This window comes from Pantoea sp. SO10 (assembly GCF_005281435.1).
GTDB lineage: Bacteria > Pseudomonadota > Gammaproteobacteria > Enterobacterales > Enterobacteriaceae > Pantoea > Pantoea leporis.
The window spans coordinates 3,802,498-3,819,380 of the sequence record NZ_CP040095.1; the positions used below are offsets into that span (position 1 = coordinate 3,802,498).

Below are 16,883 nucleotides of genomic sequence, written 5' to 3' on the forward strand. Positions count from 1 at the left end.
ATCTGGATATTTATGTCAGTTTTGCAGGTATTACATTTCCCTGATGATCGCCTTCGCAAAATCGCTGCGCCGGTGGCAACCGTAAACGCAGACGTGCAGCGTATTGTCGACGACATGTTTGAAACCATGTACGCCGAAGAAGGTATTGGCTTAGCGGCGACCCAAGTCGATATTCATCAGCGCATCATTGTTATTGATGTTTCTGAAAACCGTGACGAGCGTTTGGTGCTGATTAATCCGGAACTGCTGGAAAAAAGCGGTGAAACCGGTATTGAAGAAGGCTGCCTTTCTATTCCTGAGCAACGTGCTTTTGTGCCGCGCGCAGAGTGGGTCAAGGTGCGTGCGCAGGATCGTGACGGCAAAAGCTTTGAGCTGGAAACCGACGGTCTGCTGGCGATTTGCATCCAGCATGAAATCGATCATCTCGATGGCAAACTTTTCATTGATTATCTGTCGCCACTGAAACGTCAGCGTATCAAACAGAAACTGGAAAAATTGGCCCGCCTAAACGCACGCGAAGATTAAGTGCTCATTGAAGGTTAAACTGTGTCTGCACCGCTCAAAATTATCTTTGCCGGTACACCTGACTTTGCAGCGCGTCATTTAGACGCGCTACTTGCTTCTGAGCATCAGGTTGTTGGCGTCTTTACCCAGCCCGATCGTCCAGCCGGACGCGGCAATAAGCTTACGTCAAGCCCGGTCAAAGTCCTGGCACAGGCGCACGATATTCCGGTATTTCAGCCAAAATCCCTGAAGCCTGAAGAGAACCAGCATCTGGTTGACGATCTGCAGGCCGATATCATGGTGGTGGTCGCTTATGGCTTGATCCTGCCAAAAGCCGTGCTGGCGATGCCGCGCCTGGGTTGTATTAATGTGCATGGTTCGCTGCTGCCACGCTGGCGCGGTGCTGCACCCATCCAACGCTCTCTCTGGGCTGGCGATACCGAAACCGGTGTCACCATTATGCAGATGGATGTTGGCCTCGATACCGGCGACATGCTGCATAAACTCTCCTGCCCAATTACGGCTGAAGACACCAGCGCGTCGCTGTATGAGAAGCTGGCGCAACTCGGCCCGCAAGGCATGCTGCTAACGCTGGATCTGCTGGCAAGCGGTAATGCCAGGCCAGAAGTTCAGGATGAAGCGCTTGTCTCTTATGCCGAGAAACTGAGCAAAGAAGAAGCACGTCTCGATTGGTCACTTTCCGCAGCGCAGTTGGAACGTTGTATTCGTGCCTTCAATCCATGGCCAATGAGCTATTTCATGATTGAAGAGCAACCGGTAAAAGTCTGGCAGGCAACGGTTTTGCCGCATCAGAACAAGCAACCCGGTGAAATCGTCCATGCTGATAAACAAGGCATTCAGATCGCAACGGCCGATGGTGTGCTGAATCTGGTATCGCTGCAACCTGCCGGTAAAAAAGCCATGTCCGCTCAGGACCTGCTCAATTCGCGCCGCGAATGGTTCGTACCTGGAACCGTTCTGGCCTGATCCTCCAAGCCCGGTTTGACCGGGCTTTTTGTTTGATGAAATAACATGAAAAAAGCTACCAACTTGCGCAGCCTGGCCGCGCAACTCATTGAACGCGTTGTGGACAAAGGCGAATCGCTAAGTGCTATTTTGCCGAGCGCGCAAAAGAACCTATCCGATAAAGATGGCGCGCTGCTGCAAGAACTCTGTTTTGGCGTGATGCGCACGCTGCCGCAGCTGGAAGCCTTAATCGGCAAACTGATGGAGCGCACCTTAACCGGTAAGCAGCGCGTGTTGCATTATCTGTTGATGGTTGGCCTCTATCAGCTGCTATATACCCGCGTGCCGGCCCATGCGGCGCTGGCAGAAACCGTGGCGGGTGCTGAAGTCCTGAAGCGCACGGCTTTGAAAGGCCTGTTAAATGGCGTGTTGCGCCAGTTCCTGCGCCAGCAAGAAGCGCTGTTAGCCGAAGTCGATCAGGGCTCGCAACGTTACTGGCATCCAGGCTGGTTGCTGAAACGTCTGCAAGCGGCATGGCCAGAACAGTGGCAACAGATTGTTGAAGCTAACAATCAGCGACCGCCGATGTGGCTGCGCGTCAATCGCCAGCATTACAATCGCGATGCCTGGCTGGCGCTATTGCAGGCAGAAGAGAAAGTTGCTTTTCCTGGCGATGCACAAGATGCATTGCGACTGGAATCACCCGCTCCAGTCAGCCAGCTGCCGGGTTTCGATCAAGGTTGGGTGACGGTGCAGGATCTTTCTGCACAACGTTGCGCACTGCTGCTTGAGCCAAAAAATGGGGAAACTATTCTCGATCTCTGTGCTGCTCCAGGTGGTAAAACCACGCATATCCTCGAAATCGCGCCGCAGGCCAAAGTCTTAGCCGTCGATGTTGACCCGCAACGCCTGCTCCGTGTGCATGAGAACTTACAGCGCCTGGGCATGCAGGCCGAAGTGCGTCAGGGCGATGGTCGTACACCGGCAGAATGGTGTGGCGATATGCTGTTTGATCGTATCCTGCTCGATGCGCCCTGCTCTGCCACAGGCGTTATTCGCCGCCATCCAGACATCAAGTGGCTACGTCGCGATCGTGATATTCCTGAGCTGGCGAATCTACAGTGCGAAATACTTGAGGCCGTCTGGCCGCGTCTAAAATCTGGCGGCACGATGATATATGCCACCTGCTCAATATTGCCGGAAGAGAATCACAATCAAATCAGTGCCTTTTTGGCAGCGCACAGCGACGCCGTGGCCGAGACGTTGCCACAGGGCCAGGATAATGGCTGGCAGGTTTTCCCGACCATCGATGGCGGCGACGGCTTCTTCTACGCTAAGCTGATGAAAAAATAGTGCTGCGCATACTGACAAGAGCATCTAAGCCATGAAAATCATTATCCTCGGCGCCGGCCAGGTCGGCGGAACCCTGGCAGAAAATCTGGTCGGGGAAAATAACGATATCACCGTCGTCGATAGCGATGCGACGCGTTTACGCGTTTTGCAGGACAAATTTGATCTGCGCGTCGTGCATGGTCACGGATCCCATCCGCGTATTTTGCGTGAAGCCGGTGCTGAAGATGCGGATATGCTGGTAGCGGTAACCAACTCCGATGAAACCAACATGGTGGCTTGTCAGATTGCGTATTCCCTTTTTAATACGCCCAATCGCATCGCGCGTATTCGCGCCGCTGAATACTTACGCGATGCTGAGAAGCTGTTTGTACCTGAAGCCGTACCAATTGATCATCTGATCTCCCCTGAGCAGTTGGTGATCGACAATATCTACCGCCTGATTCAGTATCCTGGCGCACTTCAGGTAGTGAATTTTGCCGAAGGCAAAGTGAGCCTCGCAGTGGTTAAAGCCTATTATGGCGGACCGCTGGTCGGGAATCCTTTGTCGATCATGCGTGAACATATGCCGCATATTGATACGCGAGTCGCGGCGATTTTTCGTCAGGATCGCCCCATTCGTCCCCAAGGTTCTACGATTGTGGAAGCCGGCGATGAAGTGTTCTTTATTGCCGCGAGCCAACATATCCGCGCGGTGATGAGTGAAATGCAGCGTCTGGAAAAACCGTATAAGCGCATCATGCTAGTTGGCGGCGGCAATATCGGCTTTGGATTGGCGCAGCGCCTGGAAAAACAGTACAGCGTCAAGTTGATTGAACGTAATCAACAGCGCGCGGCAGAATTAGCAGAACGCTTGCACGATACTATCGTGTTTTACGGTGACGCCTCGGATCAGGAATTGCTGGCCGAAGAGCATGTCGATCAGGTGGATCTCTTCATCGCGGTCACTAACGACGATGAAGCCAATATTATGTCGGCCATGCTGGCTAAGAAAATGGGTGCGAAAAAAGTAATGGTGCTGATCCAGCGCCGCGCCTACGTCGATCTTGTTCAAGGTAGCGTGATCGACATTGCGATCTCGCCGCAACAAGCCACGATCTCGGCGCTGCTAAGTCACGTACGTAAAGCCGATATCGTGGGCGTGTCCTCACTGCGTCGCGGTATTGCAGAAGCAATCGAAGCGATCGCACACGGCGATGAAACCACCTCACGCGTGGTTGGGCGTTTGATAGAAGATATTAAGTTGCCGCCGGGAACCATTATCGGTGCTGTGGTGCGCGGTGATGAGGTGATCATCGCCAATGATAACGTGCGCGTCGAACAGGGCGATCACGTAATTATGTTCCTGACGGATAAGAAGTTTGTGCCCGATGTTGAGCGCCTGTTCCAGCCAAGTCCATTCTTCCTGTAAAAGCTGCGGGCGAAAGCCAGCCGTGAAAATTTCGCTTAATCCATTGTTCTAATGGCAATTGCACAAAGGTTTGTTAGACTTTAGCCATTGGCCAAGGCAAGGAGATAACAATGAGTTTATTCAAAGAGTTTCGTGATTTTGCAATGCGCGGGAACGTGGTTGATCTGGCGGTAGGTGTCATCATCGGTGCCGCTTTTGGTAAGATTGTTTCTTCACTGGTCGCCAATATCATCATGCCGCCACTTGGCTTGCTGATTGGTGGCGTCGATTTCAAACAGTTTAAATGGATATTAAAACCGGCAGAAGGTGATATTCCTGCTGTGGTAATGGAGTACGGTAACTTTATTCAGACCGTGTTCGATTTCGTTATTGTTGCCTTCGCGATATTCCTGGCAATTAAAGTAATGAACAAGCTGTATCAGAAAAAAGAAGTTGAGAAAGCGGCACCTAAGCCGACGAATGAAGAGTTACTGCTCACTGAAATCCGTGACCTGTTAAAACAACAAAATCACGATAAATTATAATAAAAAAGCCGCCCACGTAAGGCGGCTTTTTTGTCTTTAAAGAAGAAGGCCAGTGATAAACTTTTCTGCTTATCACTGGCCTCCCAGTTACGTCCTTTGCCATGTTTGTCTTTACGTTGATAGCTGCCCTTTCCTTTCTGATTCTTCTCAATGCGCTGCCTAAACAGTGGATCATGTAATAATGCTTCCAGTGCATTATCGTTGATTTTACCTTTTTGGTGCTGATAGCGAGTCATCTCGTCCTCCGGTTATTAACGGCGCAACTATATTCCTTCCAGCGCAAAATTCAATCCTTACTACAACAAATTTCAGGCTGCGGCTCCTCACCTCTCTCCAGAGCTTCAAGTATTGAACAGCAAGCGCTGCTATGTATGTCGCCGCAGCAGGTTTCAGCTAAACGATGCAATGAACGTTGAATCTTCTGTAGTTCTGCAATCATGCCATTCACTTCATCCAATCGTTTCGCCACAATGGCTTTGGATTCCTGGCAAGTATGATGTTCAGGATCGATGCGGATCGACAATAAACCACGGATTGACTCTAAGCTAAATCCAAGTTGGCGACCATAACGAATAAAACGCAGCCGCTGTAAATCATCGTCGCTATAAAGACGAAAGCCGCCCTCAGTACGTACCTCATGATTCATCATCTGCTGTTTTTCATAAAAGCGGATGGTGTCTGGCGTCACATCCGCCATTTTTGCCAGCTGGCCAATCCGATACATGCTATTTCTCCCGCTGCAAATGATGATGGATGTTATCGCTATACTCGCCGCGCAAAAAATCGGTACTGATTCCGGCTTGCTGGAGTTTTATTTCTAGCAAAACTAAGCGTTTCGATAATTCTCGCGCCTTGCCATCATCAGGATCCAGTTCGCGTAGCAGATCGTTTACCGCCAATGCTTCTCGACGCAATTCAAGTTCCGGAGGTAAGTAACCAGAGTTTTTCAACAGCCGATATGCCGTGCGCAGTTCAACTGGCACTCCGCTGTCATCATCTAGCTGTAAAGGTGCACCTTCGCCGGGCAAATTACTCAGCTCACCCTTTTCCTGAGCTTCACGTATGTGTTGCTCTGCAAGTTGATCAATTAGCCACATAAGGGAGTTCCTGATGGGTGTATCAGCCATCAGCATAGCGAAAGGGGGGTAAATGGAAAGGAATTACGGACAATAAAAAACCCGCCGAAGCGGGTTTTTTACGATACTGCAAATTACTCTGCAGTAGCTTCTGCTTGAGCTTCTGGACGATCAACCAGCTCGATGTAAGCCATCGGAGCGTTGTCACCAGCACGGAAGCCACACTTCAAAATGCGAGTGTAACCACCGGCACGGCTCGCGAAACGCGGGCCCAGCTCGTTAAACAGTTTTGCCACGATCTCGTTATCACGAGTGCGGGCGAATGCCAGACGACGATTAGCTACGCTGTCGGTCTTGGCAAGAGTAATCAGCGGCTCAACTACGCGGCGCAGCTCTTTGGCTTTCGGCAGAGTCGTCTTAATGATCTCATGACGAACCAGAGAACCAGCCATGTTGCGGAACATAGCCTGACGATGGCTGCTGTTGCGGTTCAGTTGACGACCACTCTTACGATGGCGCATGACCTTATCCTTCTCAGTGAAACCTTAACCTGTGATCGGGTTATTCATCAGCAATGCTTGCTGGTGGCCAGTTTTCCAGGCGCATGCCCAGAGACAAACCACGTGAAGCAAGCACATCTTTAATCTCGGTAAGAGATTTTTTACCCAGGTTAGGCGTTTTAAGCAGCTCAACCTCGGTACGCTGTACCAGATCACCGATGTAGTGGATAGCTTCTGCCTTGAGGCAGTTAGCAGAGCGGACAGTCAATTCCAGATCGTCAACAGGGCGCAGCAGGATCGGATCGAATTCTGGTTTCTCTTCTTTTACTTCCGGCTGACGTACATCACGTAAGTCAACGAAAGCTTCCAGTTGTTCTGCCAGGATGGTTGCCGCACGACGAATCGCCTCTTCAGGATCGATTGTGCCGTTGGTTTCCATTTCGATGACCAGCTTGTCCAGGTCGGTACGCTGTTCTACACGCGCTGCTTCAACATTGTAGGCAATACGGTCTACAGGGCTGTAGCAAGCGTCAACCAACAGACGGCCGATTGGGCGCTCATCTTCTTCCGAATGAATTCGGGCAGAAGCCGGCACATAACCACGACCACGCTGAACTTTGATACGCATGCTAATAGATGCGTTTTCATCGGTCAGGTGGCAGATCACATGCTGCGGCTTGACGATTTCAACATCACCGTCGTGGGTGATGTCGGCTGCAGTCACAGGGCCAATGCCAGATTTATTCAGAGTAAGGATGACTTCATCTTTACCTTGAACTCTTACCGCCAACCCTTTCAGGTTAAGCAGGATTTCCAGGATATCTTCCTGTACGCCCTCTTTGGTGGAGTACTCATGAAGCACACCATCAATCTCAACCTCGGTCACCGCGCAACCCGGCATGGAAGAAAGCAGAATACGGCGCAGTGCGTTGCCAAGAGTATGGCCAAAGCCACGCTCTAACGGCTCAAGGGTCACCTTGGCGTGCGTCGAACTCACTTGCTCGATATCTACCAGGCGCGGTTTTAGAAACTCTGTCACAGAACCCTGCATTGTGTCCTCTCTTTGGTACTAAGCTTTACTTAGAGTAAAGCTCGACGATCAGGTGTTCGTTAATGTCCGCAGACAGATCAGTACGTTCAGGAATACGCTTGAACACACCTTCCATCTTAGTAGCATCAACTTCCAGCCAGGTTGGCTTTTCACGCTGCTCAGCCAGCTCCAGAGCGGCCTTCACGCGAGATTGCTGTTTGGCTTTCTCACGGATGCTTACGACATCATTCGGAGATACCTGATAAGAAGCGATGTTAACAACGCGACCGTTCACCAGGATAGATTTATGGCTAACCAGCTGACGTGCTTCTGCACGAGTGGCGCCAAAGCCCATACGGTAAACAACGTTATCCAGACGGCCTTCCAGCAGGGCCAGCAGGTTTTCACCTGTGTTGCCTTTCAGACGTGCTGCTTCTTTATAGTAGTTGCGGAACTGACGCTCCAGCACGCCGTACATACGACGAACTTTCTGCTTTTCACGCAACTGGCCGCCGTAGTCAGACAGACGCGGTTTACGCGCACCATGCTGACCAGGTGGTTGTTCAATTTTGCACTTGGTATCGATCGCGCGAACGCCAGACTTAAGGAATAAGTCGGTACCCTCACGACGGCTCAGCTTGAGCTTAGGACCCAAATATCTTGCCATTTTCTTTCTCCAACTAACCTAAAAACGGGCGATTAAACGCGACGTTTTTTCGGCGGACGACAACCGTTGTGAGGGATTGGAGTCACATCAGTAATATTAGTGATGCGGAAACCAGCAGCGTTCAGAGCACGAATTGTTGATTCGCGTCCTGGACCCGGACCCTTAACCATAACTTCCAGATTCTTAATACCGTAATCTTTCACTGCTTCTGCACAGCGCTCTGCAGCTACCTGAGCAGCAAACGGAGTAGATTTACGTGAACCGCGGAAACCGGAACCACCGGCGGTTGCCCAACCCAGTGCGTTACCCTGACGATCAGTAATTGTAACGATGGTGTTGTTAAAAGATGCATGGACATGAGCCACGCCATCTGAGACTTGTTTTCTTACACGCTTACGTGCACGAACTGGTGCCTTTGCCATTATTTACTCACCCCGATTATTTCTTGATCGGTTTACGCGGACCCTTACGGGTACGTGCATTGGTCTTAGTACGCTGACCGCGAACTGGCAGACCACGACGATGGCGTAAACCACGATAGCAACCAAGGTCCATCAGACGCTTGATGCTCAGGGTGATTTCACGGCGCAGATCACCTTCAACAACGAATTTACCAACTGCTTCACGCAGCTGTTCAATTTGTTCTTCAGACAGCTCTCTGATCTTAACATTTTCAGCAATACCCGTTGAAGCGCAGATGGCTTTAGAACGAGTTTTACCGATACCGAAAATCGAAGTTAATGCGATAACGGTATGTTTTTGATCAGGAATGTTAATGCCTGCTATACGGGCCACTATGCACTCCTATAATTAAACAAATGCGTCCCATGCTGAAAAGCCCGTTTTCAGGATACTCAAATGGTAACGCATCGACATACAAAAGATTGGCTGGCTAATCTAGCCAGCTCAACCCGACTTTGCAAGAAAAATATGTGACAATATCAGCCTTGGCGCTGTTTATGCTTTGGCTCGGCGCTGCAGATCACACGTACGACACCGTCGCGGCGAATGATTTTGCAGTTACGACATAATTTCTTGACGGAAGCACGAACTTTCATTTTTACTCTCCGTAACTTCTCAAGCACCCGAATTAACGGCCGTAGCCCTTCAGGTTAGCTTTCTTCAATGCAGACTCGTACTGACTCGACATCATCAGAGTTTGCACTTGAGCCATAAAGTCCATGATGACGACCACTACGATGAGCAGCGATGTGCCGCCAAAGTAGAATGGAACTTTCATAGCATCACGCATGAACTCCGGGATCAGGCAGATAAAAGTAATATACAGTGCGCCGATTAAGGTCAGACGTGTCATTACTTTATCGATGTACTTCGCCGTTTGCTCTCCCGGACGAATTCCCGGTACGAATGCACCAGACTTCTTCAGGTTATCTGCTGTTTCACGTGGGTTGAAAACCAACGCCGTGTAGAAGAAACAGAAGAAGATGATTGCAGTCGCATAGAGTAGCACATAAAGCGGCTGTCCTGGTTGCAAATACAGCGAAATTGTTGTCAGCCAGTTCCAACCGGTACCGCCCCCGAACCATGATGCTATGGTCGCCGGGAACAGAATAATGCTGGAAGCAAAAATAGCTGGGATTACACCCGCCATATTCACTTTCAACGGTAAATGTGTGCTCTGTGCAGCATATACACGACGACCTTGCTGACGTTTAGCGTAGTTGACCACAATGCGGCGCTGGCCACGCTCGACGAAAATAACAAAGAACGTCACTGCAAATACTAGAACTGCAACCAACAGCAACAGAAGGAAGTGCAGGTCACCTTGCCGCGCTTGCTCGATGGTATGGCCAATGGCCGGCGGAAGTCCCGCAACAATACCTGCGAAGATAATGATCGAGATACCGTTACCGATACCTCGCTCAGTAATCTGTTCGCCCAGCCACATCAGGAACATTGTCCCAGTAACCAGACTTACAACAGCGGTAAAGTAGAATGCAAAGCCTGGATTCATTACCAGCCCCTGCATTCCAGGCATATTCGGTAAACCGGTAGCAATACCGATCGACTGGAATACAGCCAGAACCAGTGTGCCGTAGCGAGTGTACTGGCTAATCTTGCGACGACCAGCTTCACCCTCTTTCTTAATCTCAGCTAACGCTGGATGAACCACCGTCAGCAGCTGGATAATAATAGAAGCCGAAATATACGGCATAATACCCAGAGCGAAGATTGAGGCACGACTGAGAGCACCACCAGAGAACATGTTGAACATTTCAATGATGGTGCCACGCTGTTGCTCAAGCAGTTTGGCAAGTACAGTGGCATCGATACCGGGGATTGGAATAAAAGAGCCAATTCGGAAGACAATGAGTGCACCGATTACAAACAACAGTCTGCGCTTCAGTTCACCAAAGCCACCTTTGGCACTTTGAAAATCTAATCCCGGTTGCTTTGCCATCTGCTACTTATTCCTCGATTTTACCGCCAGCAGCTTCGATTGCAGCACGAGCACCTTTGGTGACACGCAGACCGCGAACCGTTACCGGTGCAGAAACTTCACCAGAAAGAATCACTTTCGCGAATTCAATCTGAACACCGATAATATTGGCCGCTTTCAGCGTATTCAGGTCAACAATACCGCCTTCAACTTTCGCCAGATCAGACAGACGAACTTCTGTAGTGATCATTGCTTTGCGAGAGGTGAAACCGAATTTCGGCAGACGACGGTACAGAGGCATCTGGCCACCCTCGAAACCGCGACGTACGCCACCGCCAGAACGAGAGTTCTGACCTTTGTGACCACGACCACCAGTTTTACCGAGGCCAGAACCGATACCACGACCCAGACGCTTAGAAGCGTGTTTAGACCCTTCGGCCGGAGACAGAGTGTTTAAACGCATCTCTTACTCCTCCACTTTCAGCATGTAGGAAATCGCGTTAATCATACCGCGTACAGCAGGCGTATCTTCACGCTCAACGGTGTGATTGATGCGACGCAGACCCAAGCCAACCAGAGTCGCTTTGTGCTTAGGCAGGCGGCCGATTGAACTGCGGGTTTGTGTAATTTTAATTGTCTTAGCCATCGTGATTACCCCAGAATTTCTTCAACGGATTTACCACGCTTGGCAGCGACCATTTCCGGAGAATTCATATTGCCCAGGCCATCGATAGTTGCACGAACCACGTTAATCGGGTTGGTAGAACCATACGCTTTAGCCAGAACGTTATGTACTCCAGCAACTTCTAAAACGGCGCGCATTGCACCGCCGGCGATGATACCGGTACCTTCAGAAGCTGGCTGCATGAACACACGAGAACCTGTGTGAGCACCTTTAACAGGGTGCTGCAGGGTGCCGTGAGTCAGCGCGACGTTAATCATATTGCGACGGGCTTTCTCCATCGCTTTCTGGATCGCTGCTGGAACTTCACGCGCTTTACCGTAACCAAAACCAACGCGGCCGTTACCATCACCCACTACAGTCAGTGCGGTGAAGGAGAAAATACGACCACCTTTTACAGTTTTAGATACACGGTTTACCGCGATCAGTTTTTCCTGCAGTTCGCCAGCTTGTTTCTCGATGTTTGACATCTTAGACCTCTACCTTAGAACTGAAGGCCAGCTTCACGGGCAGCATCTGCCAGTGCCTGGACACGACCATGATATTGGAACCCGGAACGGTCGAAAGAGACATTAGTAATGCCTTTCTCAACAGCGCGCTCAGCCAGAGCTTTACCTACAGCTGCAGCGGCGTCTTTGTTACCGGTATACTTCAGTTGTTCGGCAATAGCTTTTTCTACAGTAGAAGCAGCAACCAGAACTTCGGAACCGTTCGGGGCGATCACCTGTGCGTAGATATGACGCGGGGTACGATGTACCACCAGGCGAGTAGCACCCAGCTCTTTGAGCTTGCGACGTGCACGGGTCGCACGACGGATACGAGCAGATTTCTTATCCATAGTGTTACCTTACTTCTTCTTAGCCTCTTTGGTACGCACGACTTCGTCGGCGTAACGAACACCCTTGCCTTTATAAGGCTCAGGACGACGGTAGGCGCGCAGATCAGCTGCAACCTGACCAATCAGCTGTTTATCCGCGCCTTTCAGCACGATCTCAGTCTGAGTTGGACATTCAGCAGTGATGCCGGCCGGCAGTGCATGGTCAACAGGGTGAGAGAAGCCAAGGGCCAAGCTCACAGAGTTGCCTTTAACAGCTGCACGATAACCAACACCAACCAGTTGCAGCTTCTTGGTGAAGCCTTCGGTAACACCGATAACCATGCCGTTCAGCAGCGCACGAGCAGTACCTGCTTGTGCCCAACCATCCGCATAACCTTCGCGTGGAGCGAAAGTCAGGGCGTTGTCTGCATGCTTAACTTCTACAGCACTGTTGATAGTACGAGTCAGCTCGCCGTTTTTGCCTTTGATCGAAACTTCCTGACCGCTGAGTTTTACCTCTACGCCCGCAGGAACAACGACAGGTGCTTTTGCAACACGAGACATTTTATTCCTCCGATTACGCTACGTAGCAGATAATTTCGCCACCAAGACCAGCTTGGCGCGCTGCACGATCAGTCATGACACCTTTAGAGGTAGAGATTACAGCGATGCCCAGACCAGCCATTACTTTTGGCAGCTCATCTTTTTTCTTATAGATGCGCAGACCTGGACGACTAACACGCTGAATGCTCTCTACCACAGCCTTGCCCTGGAAATACTTTAAAGTAACCTCCAGCTCAGACTTGATATCGCCTTCGATTTTAAAATCTTCAATATAGCCTTCTTCCTTCAGCACGTTGGCAATTGCCACTTTCAGCTTGGAGGAAGGCATAGAGACCGCAACTTTGTTCGCGGCCTGACCGTTACGGATACGGGTCAGCATATCCGCGATCGGATCTTGCATGCTCATCTGTGTTACTCCCGTGATTCAAATGGTGACAATTACCAGCTAGCCTTTTTAAGACCCGGGATTTCACCGCGCATTGCGGCTTCACGGACCTTGATACGGCTCAACCCAAACTTCCGCAAGAAACCGTGCGGACGACCTGTCTGACGGCAGCGGTTACGCTGACGGGAAGGGCTGGAATCACGCGGCAGACTCTGCAGCTTGAGAACGGCATCCCAACGATCTTCGTCGGATGCGTTCACATCAGAAATGATCGCTTTCAGTTCAACGCGCTTGGCGAAGAACTTGTCTGCTAATTTCACACGCTTAACTTCGCGTGCTTTCATCGATTGCTTAGCCATTAAGTAACCCTACCTTACTTGCGGAATGGGAATTCAAAGGCAGCCAGCAGAGCACGGCCTTCATCATCAGATTTCGCAGTAGTGGTAATGGTAATATCCAAACCACGAACGCGATCGACTTTGTCATAATCGATTTCTGGGAAGATGATCTGCTCACGAACGCCCATGCTGTAGTTACCACGACCGTCGAACGACTTAGCAGATAAACCGCGGAAGTCACGAATACGTGGTACAGCAATAGTGATCAGACGCTCAAAGAACTCCCACATACGCTCACCGCGCAGAGTTACTTTACAGCCGATCGGATAGCCCTGACGGATTTTGAAGCCTGCAACTGATTTGCGTGCTTTGGTGATCAGCGGTTTTTGACCGGAGATTGCTGCCAGGTCAGCTGCTGCGTTATCCAGCAGTTTCTTGTCAGCGATCGCTTCACCAACACCCATGTTCAGGGTGATCTTCTCGACCCGAGGGACTTGCATGACAGAATTGTAGCCGAACTCTGTCATGAGTTTCTGGACTACTTCGTCTTTGTAGTAATCATGCAGTTTCGCCATCGTACTACTCCAAATTACTTGATAGTTTCGCTATTAGACTTGAAGAAACGGACTTTTTTGCCGTCTTCGAATCTAAAGCCTACACGGTCAGCCTTGCCGGTTGCCGCATTGAAGAGTGCAACGTTGGAAGCTTGAATAGCCGCTTCTTTTTCAACGATGCCACCTGGCTGGTTCAGGGCCGGAACCGGCTTCTGATGTTTCTTAACCAGGTTGATACCTTCAACGATGACTTTACCAGAAGTCAGGACGTTCTTTACTTTACCGCGTTTACCTTTGTCTTTGCCGGTAAGCACGATAACTTCGTCGTTACGACGGATTTTCGCTGCCATTGCTCGCTCCTTAGAGTACTTCTGGTGCCAGAGAGATAATTTTCATGAACTTTTCAGTACGAAGTTCACGAGTTACCGGCCCAAAAATACGCGTACCGATAGGTTGCTCGCTGTTATTGTTTAAAATAACGCATGCATTACCATCGAAGCGAATGACAGAACCGTCCGGGCGACGAACACCCTTCCTGGTGCGCACCACTACCGCTTTCAGGACATCACCTTTTTTCACCTTGCCACGAGGAATTGCTTCCTTGATGGTCACTTTGATGATATCGCCGACGCCTGCGTAGCGACGGTGCGAGCCACCCAGAACCTTGATACACATTACGCGACGTGCACCGGAGTTGTCGGCGACGTTCAGCATAGTCTGTTCTTGGATCATTTTAGTGCTCCGCTAATGTCAACTACTACTTCGGGACCCAAACCTCAGGTCGTTAAAAAGCCCCATAATTGAGGGCGCGGCATTATAACACCGGTTCTCGCACATGGGTAGAAAAAACGAACGGCTCAGACGAGCCGTTCGTTTTATTTTTTAGAGGAAACGGATTCTATTACAGAACCGCTTTCTCTACAACGCGAACCAGCGTCCAAGACTTAGTCTTAGACAGCGGACGGGTTTCGCGGATTTCAACCACGTCACCAATACCGCATTCGTTGTTCTCGTCATGGATGTGCAGCTTAGTCGTACGCTTGATGAATTTACCGTAGATCGGGTGTTTCACGACACGTTCGATAGCGACAACTGCAGATTTCTGCATTTTGTCACTAATAACACGACCCTGCAGAGTACGGATTTTATCGGTCATTACGCCGCCTTCTCAGTCAGTAAAGTCTTAACACGTGCAACATTACGGCGAACTTCTTTCAGCAGATGGGTTTGCTGAAGTTGGCCGGATGCTGCTTGCATGCGCAGGTTAAACTGCTCACGCAGCAGGTTAAGTAGCTCAGTGTTCAGCTCTTCAACGCTTTTTTCACGCAGCTCATTTGCTTTCATTACATCACCGTCTTAGTAACAAAGGTGGTTTTGATAGGCAGTTTTGCTGCTGCCAGCTTGAAGGCTTCACGGGCCAATTCTTCCGAAACTCCGTCCATTTCATACAGGACTTTACCCGGTTGAATGAGGGCAACCCAATACTCCACGTTACCCTTACCTTTACCCATACGCACTTCCAGCGGCTTCTCGGTAATTGGTTTGTCCGGGAATACACGGATCCAAATTTTACCTTGACGCTTAACTGCACGGGTCATAGCACGACGTGCTGCTTCGATCTGACGAGCAGTCAGACGACCACGGCCAACAGCTTTCAGACCGAAAGTACCGAAGCTGACATCCGTACCTTGCGCCAGACCACGGTTGCGGCCTTTGTGCACTTTACGGAATTTCGTACGCTTTGGTTGTAACATCAGCGACTCTCCTTACTTACGGCCTTTACGCTGCTGCTTTTTAGGTTGAGCAGCCGGTTCCGGTTGTTCAACAGCAGCCATACCACCCAGGATCTCGCCTTTGAAGATCCATACCTTAACGCCGATTACACCATAAGTGGTGTGCGCTTCAGAGGTGTTGTAGTCAATATCTGCACGCAGTGTGTGCAACGGTACGCGACCTTCACGGTACCATTCGGTACGTGCGATCTCGGCACCGCCCAAACGGCCGCTGACTTCGACTTTAATACCCTTCGCGCCCAGACGCATTGCGTTCTGTACAGCACGCTTCATAGCACGACGGAACATCACACGACGCTCCAGCTGTGAAGTGATGCTATCAGCAACCAATTTAGCGTCCAGTTCCGGCTTACGGACTTCGGCGATGTTGATCTGTGCAGGAACGCCAGCGATTTTCGCGACGACCGTACGCAGTTTTTCTACGTCTTCACCTTTTTTACCGATAACGATACCCGGGCGAGCAGTGTGAATAGTCACACGGATGCTCTTAGCCGGACGCTCGATAACGATACGAGATACAGACGCTTTAGACAGTTCCTTGGTCAGGAACTGACGGACTTTAAAATCGCTGTCCAGGTTGTCAGCGAATTCTTTGGTGTTCGCAAACCAGGTAGAGTTCCATGGTTTTACAATACCCAGGCGAATACCATTAGGATGTACTTTCTGACCCATTGCTAGTCTCCAGAGTCTCAGCGATCGGACACAACCACAGTAATGTGGCTGGTGCGCTTCAGGATGCGATCTGCACGACCTTTCGCACGCGGCATAATGCGCTTCATGCTTGGGCCTTCGTCTACGAAGATTTTCGCGACTTTCAGATCGTCGATATCAGCGCCATCGTTGTGTTCGGCGTTCGCAATGGCAGATTCCAGGACTTTCTTAACCAACACAGCAGCTTTCTTGTTGGTGTAGGTCAGAATATCCAGAGCCTGCGACACTTTCTTACCGCGAATCAGGTCTGCCACCAGGCGAACCTTCTGAGCAGAAGAACGAGCATGGCGATGTTGAGCAATAGTTTCCATCTCTTCCTCCTACTTATTTCTTCTTGGCTTTCTTATCTGCAGCATGGCCGCGATAAGTACGTGTCGGTGCAAATTCACCCAGTTTGTGGCCGACCATTTCGTCGGAAACAAAGACAGGAACGTGCTGACGACCATTATGGACAGCGATGGTCAAACCGATCATGTTAGGGAAGATCGTTGAACGACGGGACCAAGTGCGCAGGGGCTTCTTGTCACCGCTTTCCACCGCTTTCTCTACCTTCTTCAGCAAGTGCAGGTCAATAAAAGGACCTTTCTTGAGAGAACGTGGCATGGCTTAT

30 protein-coding genes and 1 pseudogene are annotated in these 16,883 nt (G+C 50.3%); 5 read left to right on the forward strand and 26 right to left on the reverse strand.

Annotated elements, in window-relative coordinates; all coding sequences use genetic code 11:
• Nucleotides 1-12: 12 nt before the first annotated feature.
• From def to mscL, 5 genes are all read left to right on the forward strand, one after another.
• Nucleotides 13-525, forward strand: a complete 513-nt coding sequence (gene def / locus FCN45_RS17520) for a peptide deformylase (protein WP_008104717.1) — start codon at nt 13-15, stop codon at nt 523-525.
• Nucleotides 526-546: 21 nt separating this feature from the next.
• Nucleotides 547-1,491 carry a methionyl-tRNA formyltransferase gene (fmt, locus tag FCN45_RS17525; RefSeq protein WP_137386630.1) on the forward strand — a complete coding sequence of 315 codons (945 nt, stop codon included), beginning with the start codon at nt 547-549 and terminating at the stop codon, nt 1,489-1,491.
• Nucleotides 1,492-1,536: 45 nt separating this feature from the next.
• Complete coding sequence (gene rsmB, locus FCN45_RS17530) at nt 1,537-2,823, forward strand: 16S rRNA (cytosine(967)-C(5))-methyltransferase RsmB (RefSeq protein WP_137386631.1); 1,287 nt, start codon at nt 1,537-1,539, stop codon at nt 2,821-2,823.
• A gap of 31 nt (nt 2,824-2,854) precedes the next feature.
• Nucleotides 2,855-4,231, forward strand: a complete 1,377-nt coding sequence (trkA, locus tag FCN45_RS17535; protein ID WP_007891694.1) for a Trk system potassium transporter TrkA — start codon at nt 2,855-2,857, stop codon at nt 4,229-4,231.
• A gap of 110 nt (nt 4,232-4,341) precedes the next feature.
• Nucleotides 4,342-4,755 (forward strand): large-conductance mechanosensitive channel protein MscL, encoded by a 414-nt coding sequence (gene mscL, locus FCN45_RS17540; RefSeq protein ID WP_007891693.1) that lies wholly within the window; start codon nt 4,342-4,344, stop codon nt 4,753-4,755.
• A 44-nt stretch (nt 4,756-4,799) separates the two neighbouring features.
• Here mscL and FCN45_RS17545 read toward each other — a convergent pair.
• The 26 genes and pseudogenes from FCN45_RS17545 to rpsS all read right to left on the reverse strand — a co-directional run.
• Nucleotides 4,800-4,991 (reverse strand): annotated as a pseudogene (locus FCN45_RS17545) (alternative ribosome-rescue factor A); the annotation flags it as partial.
• Between the two features lie 50 nt (nt 4,992-5,041).
• Nucleotides 5,042-5,479 (reverse strand): Zn(2+)-responsive transcriptional regulator, encoded by a 438-nt coding sequence (gene zntR / locus FCN45_RS17550; RefSeq protein WP_137386632.1) that lies wholly within the window; start codon nt 5,477-5,479, stop codon nt 5,042-5,044.
• A gap of 1 nt (nt 5,480) precedes the next feature.
• The gene (locus FCN45_RS17555; RefSeq protein WP_137386633.1) at nt 5,481-5,852 is read right to left on the reverse strand and encodes a DUF1992 domain-containing protein; all 372 of its coding nucleotides are present in this window, start codon (nt 5,850-5,852) and stop codon (nt 5,481-5,483) included.
• Nucleotides 5,853-5,965: 113 nt separating this feature from the next.
• Nucleotides 5,966-6,352, reverse strand: a complete 387-nt coding sequence (gene rplQ / locus FCN45_RS17560) for a 50S ribosomal protein L17 (protein ID WP_008104728.1) — start codon at nt 6,350-6,352, stop codon at nt 5,966-5,968.
• A gap of 40 nt (nt 6,353-6,392) precedes the next feature.
• Entirely contained in the window at nt 6,393-7,382 is a 990-nt protein-coding gene (rpoA, locus tag FCN45_RS17565) for a DNA-directed RNA polymerase subunit alpha (RefSeq protein ID WP_007891688.1), read from the reverse strand.
• Between the two features lie 25 nt (nt 7,383-7,407).
• The gene (rpsD, locus tag FCN45_RS17570; protein WP_007891687.1) at nt 7,408-8,028 is read right to left on the reverse strand and encodes a 30S ribosomal protein S4; all 621 of its coding nucleotides are present in this window, start codon (nt 8,026-8,028) and stop codon (nt 7,408-7,410) included.
• Nucleotides 8,029-8,060: 32 nt separating this feature from the next.
• On the reverse strand, nt 8,061-8,450 hold the full coding sequence (gene rpsK / locus FCN45_RS17575; protein ID WP_004160563.1) for a 30S ribosomal protein S11: 390 nt from the start codon (nt 8,448-8,450) through the stop codon (nt 8,061-8,063).
• A gap of 16 nt (nt 8,451-8,466) precedes the next feature.
• Nucleotides 8,467-8,823, reverse strand: coding sequence for a 30S ribosomal protein S13 (rpsM, locus tag FCN45_RS17580; RefSeq protein WP_034830736.1), 357 nt, complete (start codon nt 8,821-8,823; stop codon nt 8,467-8,469).
• Nucleotides 8,824-8,969: 146 nt separating this feature from the next.
• Nucleotides 8,970-9,086 (reverse strand): 50S ribosomal protein L36, encoded by a 117-nt coding sequence (gene rpmJ, locus FCN45_RS17585; protein WP_004160566.1) that lies wholly within the window; start codon nt 9,084-9,086, stop codon nt 8,970-8,972.
• A gap of 32 nt (nt 9,087-9,118) precedes the next feature.
• Nucleotides 9,119-10,450: a preprotein translocase subunit SecY gene (gene secY / locus FCN45_RS17590; RefSeq protein ID WP_007891686.1), complete on the reverse strand. Its 1,332-nt coding sequence runs from the start codon at nt 10,448-10,450 to the stop codon at nt 9,119-9,121.
• A 7-nt stretch (nt 10,451-10,457) separates the two neighbouring features.
• Nucleotides 10,458-10,892: a 50S ribosomal protein L15 gene (gene rplO, locus FCN45_RS17595; RefSeq protein ID WP_007891684.1), complete on the reverse strand. Its 435-nt coding sequence runs from the start codon at nt 10,890-10,892 to the stop codon at nt 10,458-10,460.
• 3 nt (nt 10,893-10,895) lie between these two features.
• On the reverse strand, nt 10,896-11,075 hold the full coding sequence (gene rpmD, locus FCN45_RS17600; protein WP_007891681.1) for a 50S ribosomal protein L30: 180 nt from the start codon (nt 11,073-11,075) through the stop codon (nt 10,896-10,898).
• Between the two features lie 5 nt (nt 11,076-11,080).
• Nucleotides 11,081-11,581, reverse strand: coding sequence for a 30S ribosomal protein S5 (rpsE, locus tag FCN45_RS17605; RefSeq protein ID WP_007891679.1), 501 nt, complete (start codon nt 11,579-11,581; stop codon nt 11,081-11,083).
• Between the two features lie 14 nt (nt 11,582-11,595).
• Complete coding sequence (rplR, locus tag FCN45_RS17610) at nt 11,596-11,949, reverse strand: 50S ribosomal protein L18 (protein WP_008104733.1); 354 nt, start codon at nt 11,947-11,949, stop codon at nt 11,596-11,598.
• Between the two features lie 9 nt (nt 11,950-11,958).
• Nucleotides 11,959-12,492 (reverse strand): 50S ribosomal protein L6, encoded by a 534-nt coding sequence (rplF, locus tag FCN45_RS17615; RefSeq protein ID WP_008104735.1) that lies wholly within the window; start codon nt 12,490-12,492, stop codon nt 11,959-11,961.
• Between the two features lie 13 nt (nt 12,493-12,505).
• Nucleotides 12,506-12,898 (reverse strand): 30S ribosomal protein S8, encoded by a 393-nt coding sequence (gene rpsH, locus FCN45_RS17620; RefSeq protein WP_007891668.1) that lies wholly within the window; start codon nt 12,896-12,898, stop codon nt 12,506-12,508.
• Between the two features lie 32 nt (nt 12,899-12,930).
• The gene (rpsN, locus tag FCN45_RS17625; RefSeq protein ID WP_007891666.1) at nt 12,931-13,236 is read right to left on the reverse strand and encodes a 30S ribosomal protein S14; all 306 of its coding nucleotides are present in this window, start codon (nt 13,234-13,236) and stop codon (nt 12,931-12,933) included.
• 14 nt (nt 13,237-13,250) lie between these two features.
• On the reverse strand, nt 13,251-13,790 hold the full coding sequence (gene rplE, locus FCN45_RS17630) for a 50S ribosomal protein L5 (RefSeq protein WP_007891665.1): 540 nt from the start codon (nt 13,788-13,790) through the stop codon (nt 13,251-13,253).
• Nucleotides 13,791-13,804: 14 nt separating this feature from the next.
• Nucleotides 13,805-14,119, reverse strand: coding sequence for a 50S ribosomal protein L24 (gene rplX, locus FCN45_RS17635; RefSeq protein ID WP_007891664.1), 315 nt, complete (start codon nt 14,117-14,119; stop codon nt 13,805-13,807).
• A 10-nt stretch (nt 14,120-14,129) separates the two neighbouring features.
• Complete coding sequence (gene rplN / locus FCN45_RS17640) at nt 14,130-14,501, reverse strand: 50S ribosomal protein L14 (protein WP_006120590.1); 372 nt, start codon at nt 14,499-14,501, stop codon at nt 14,130-14,132.
• Between the two features lie 169 nt (nt 14,502-14,670).
• Nucleotides 14,671-14,925, reverse strand: coding sequence for a 30S ribosomal protein S17 (gene rpsQ, locus FCN45_RS17645; RefSeq protein WP_007891663.1), 255 nt, complete (start codon nt 14,923-14,925; stop codon nt 14,671-14,673).
• Entirely contained in the window at nt 14,925-15,113 is a 189-nt protein-coding gene (rpmC, locus tag FCN45_RS17650; protein WP_007891662.1) for a 50S ribosomal protein L29, read from the reverse strand. Before rpmC ends, rpsQ begins: the two co-directional genes overlap by 1 nt.
• The gene (rplP, locus tag FCN45_RS17655; RefSeq protein WP_015962145.1) at nt 15,113-15,523 is read right to left on the reverse strand and encodes a 50S ribosomal protein L16; all 411 of its coding nucleotides are present in this window, start codon (nt 15,521-15,523) and stop codon (nt 15,113-15,115) included. The genes rpmC and rplP overlap by 1 nt, the downstream gene beginning before the upstream one ends.
• Nucleotides 15,524-15,535: 12 nt before the next feature.
• Nucleotides 15,536-16,234, reverse strand: a complete 699-nt coding sequence (rpsC, locus tag FCN45_RS17660; protein WP_007891660.1) for a 30S ribosomal protein S3 — start codon at nt 16,232-16,234, stop codon at nt 15,536-15,538.
• A gap of 17 nt (nt 16,235-16,251) precedes the next feature.
• On the reverse strand, nt 16,252-16,584 hold the full coding sequence (gene rplV, locus FCN45_RS17665) for a 50S ribosomal protein L22 (protein WP_007891659.1): 333 nt from the start codon (nt 16,582-16,584) through the stop codon (nt 16,252-16,254).
• 13 nt (nt 16,585-16,597) lie between these two features.
• Entirely contained in the window at nt 16,598-16,876 is a 279-nt protein-coding gene (gene rpsS / locus FCN45_RS17670) for a 30S ribosomal protein S19 (protein WP_001138115.1), read from the reverse strand.
• Nucleotides 16,877-16,883 lie beyond the last annotated feature (7 nt).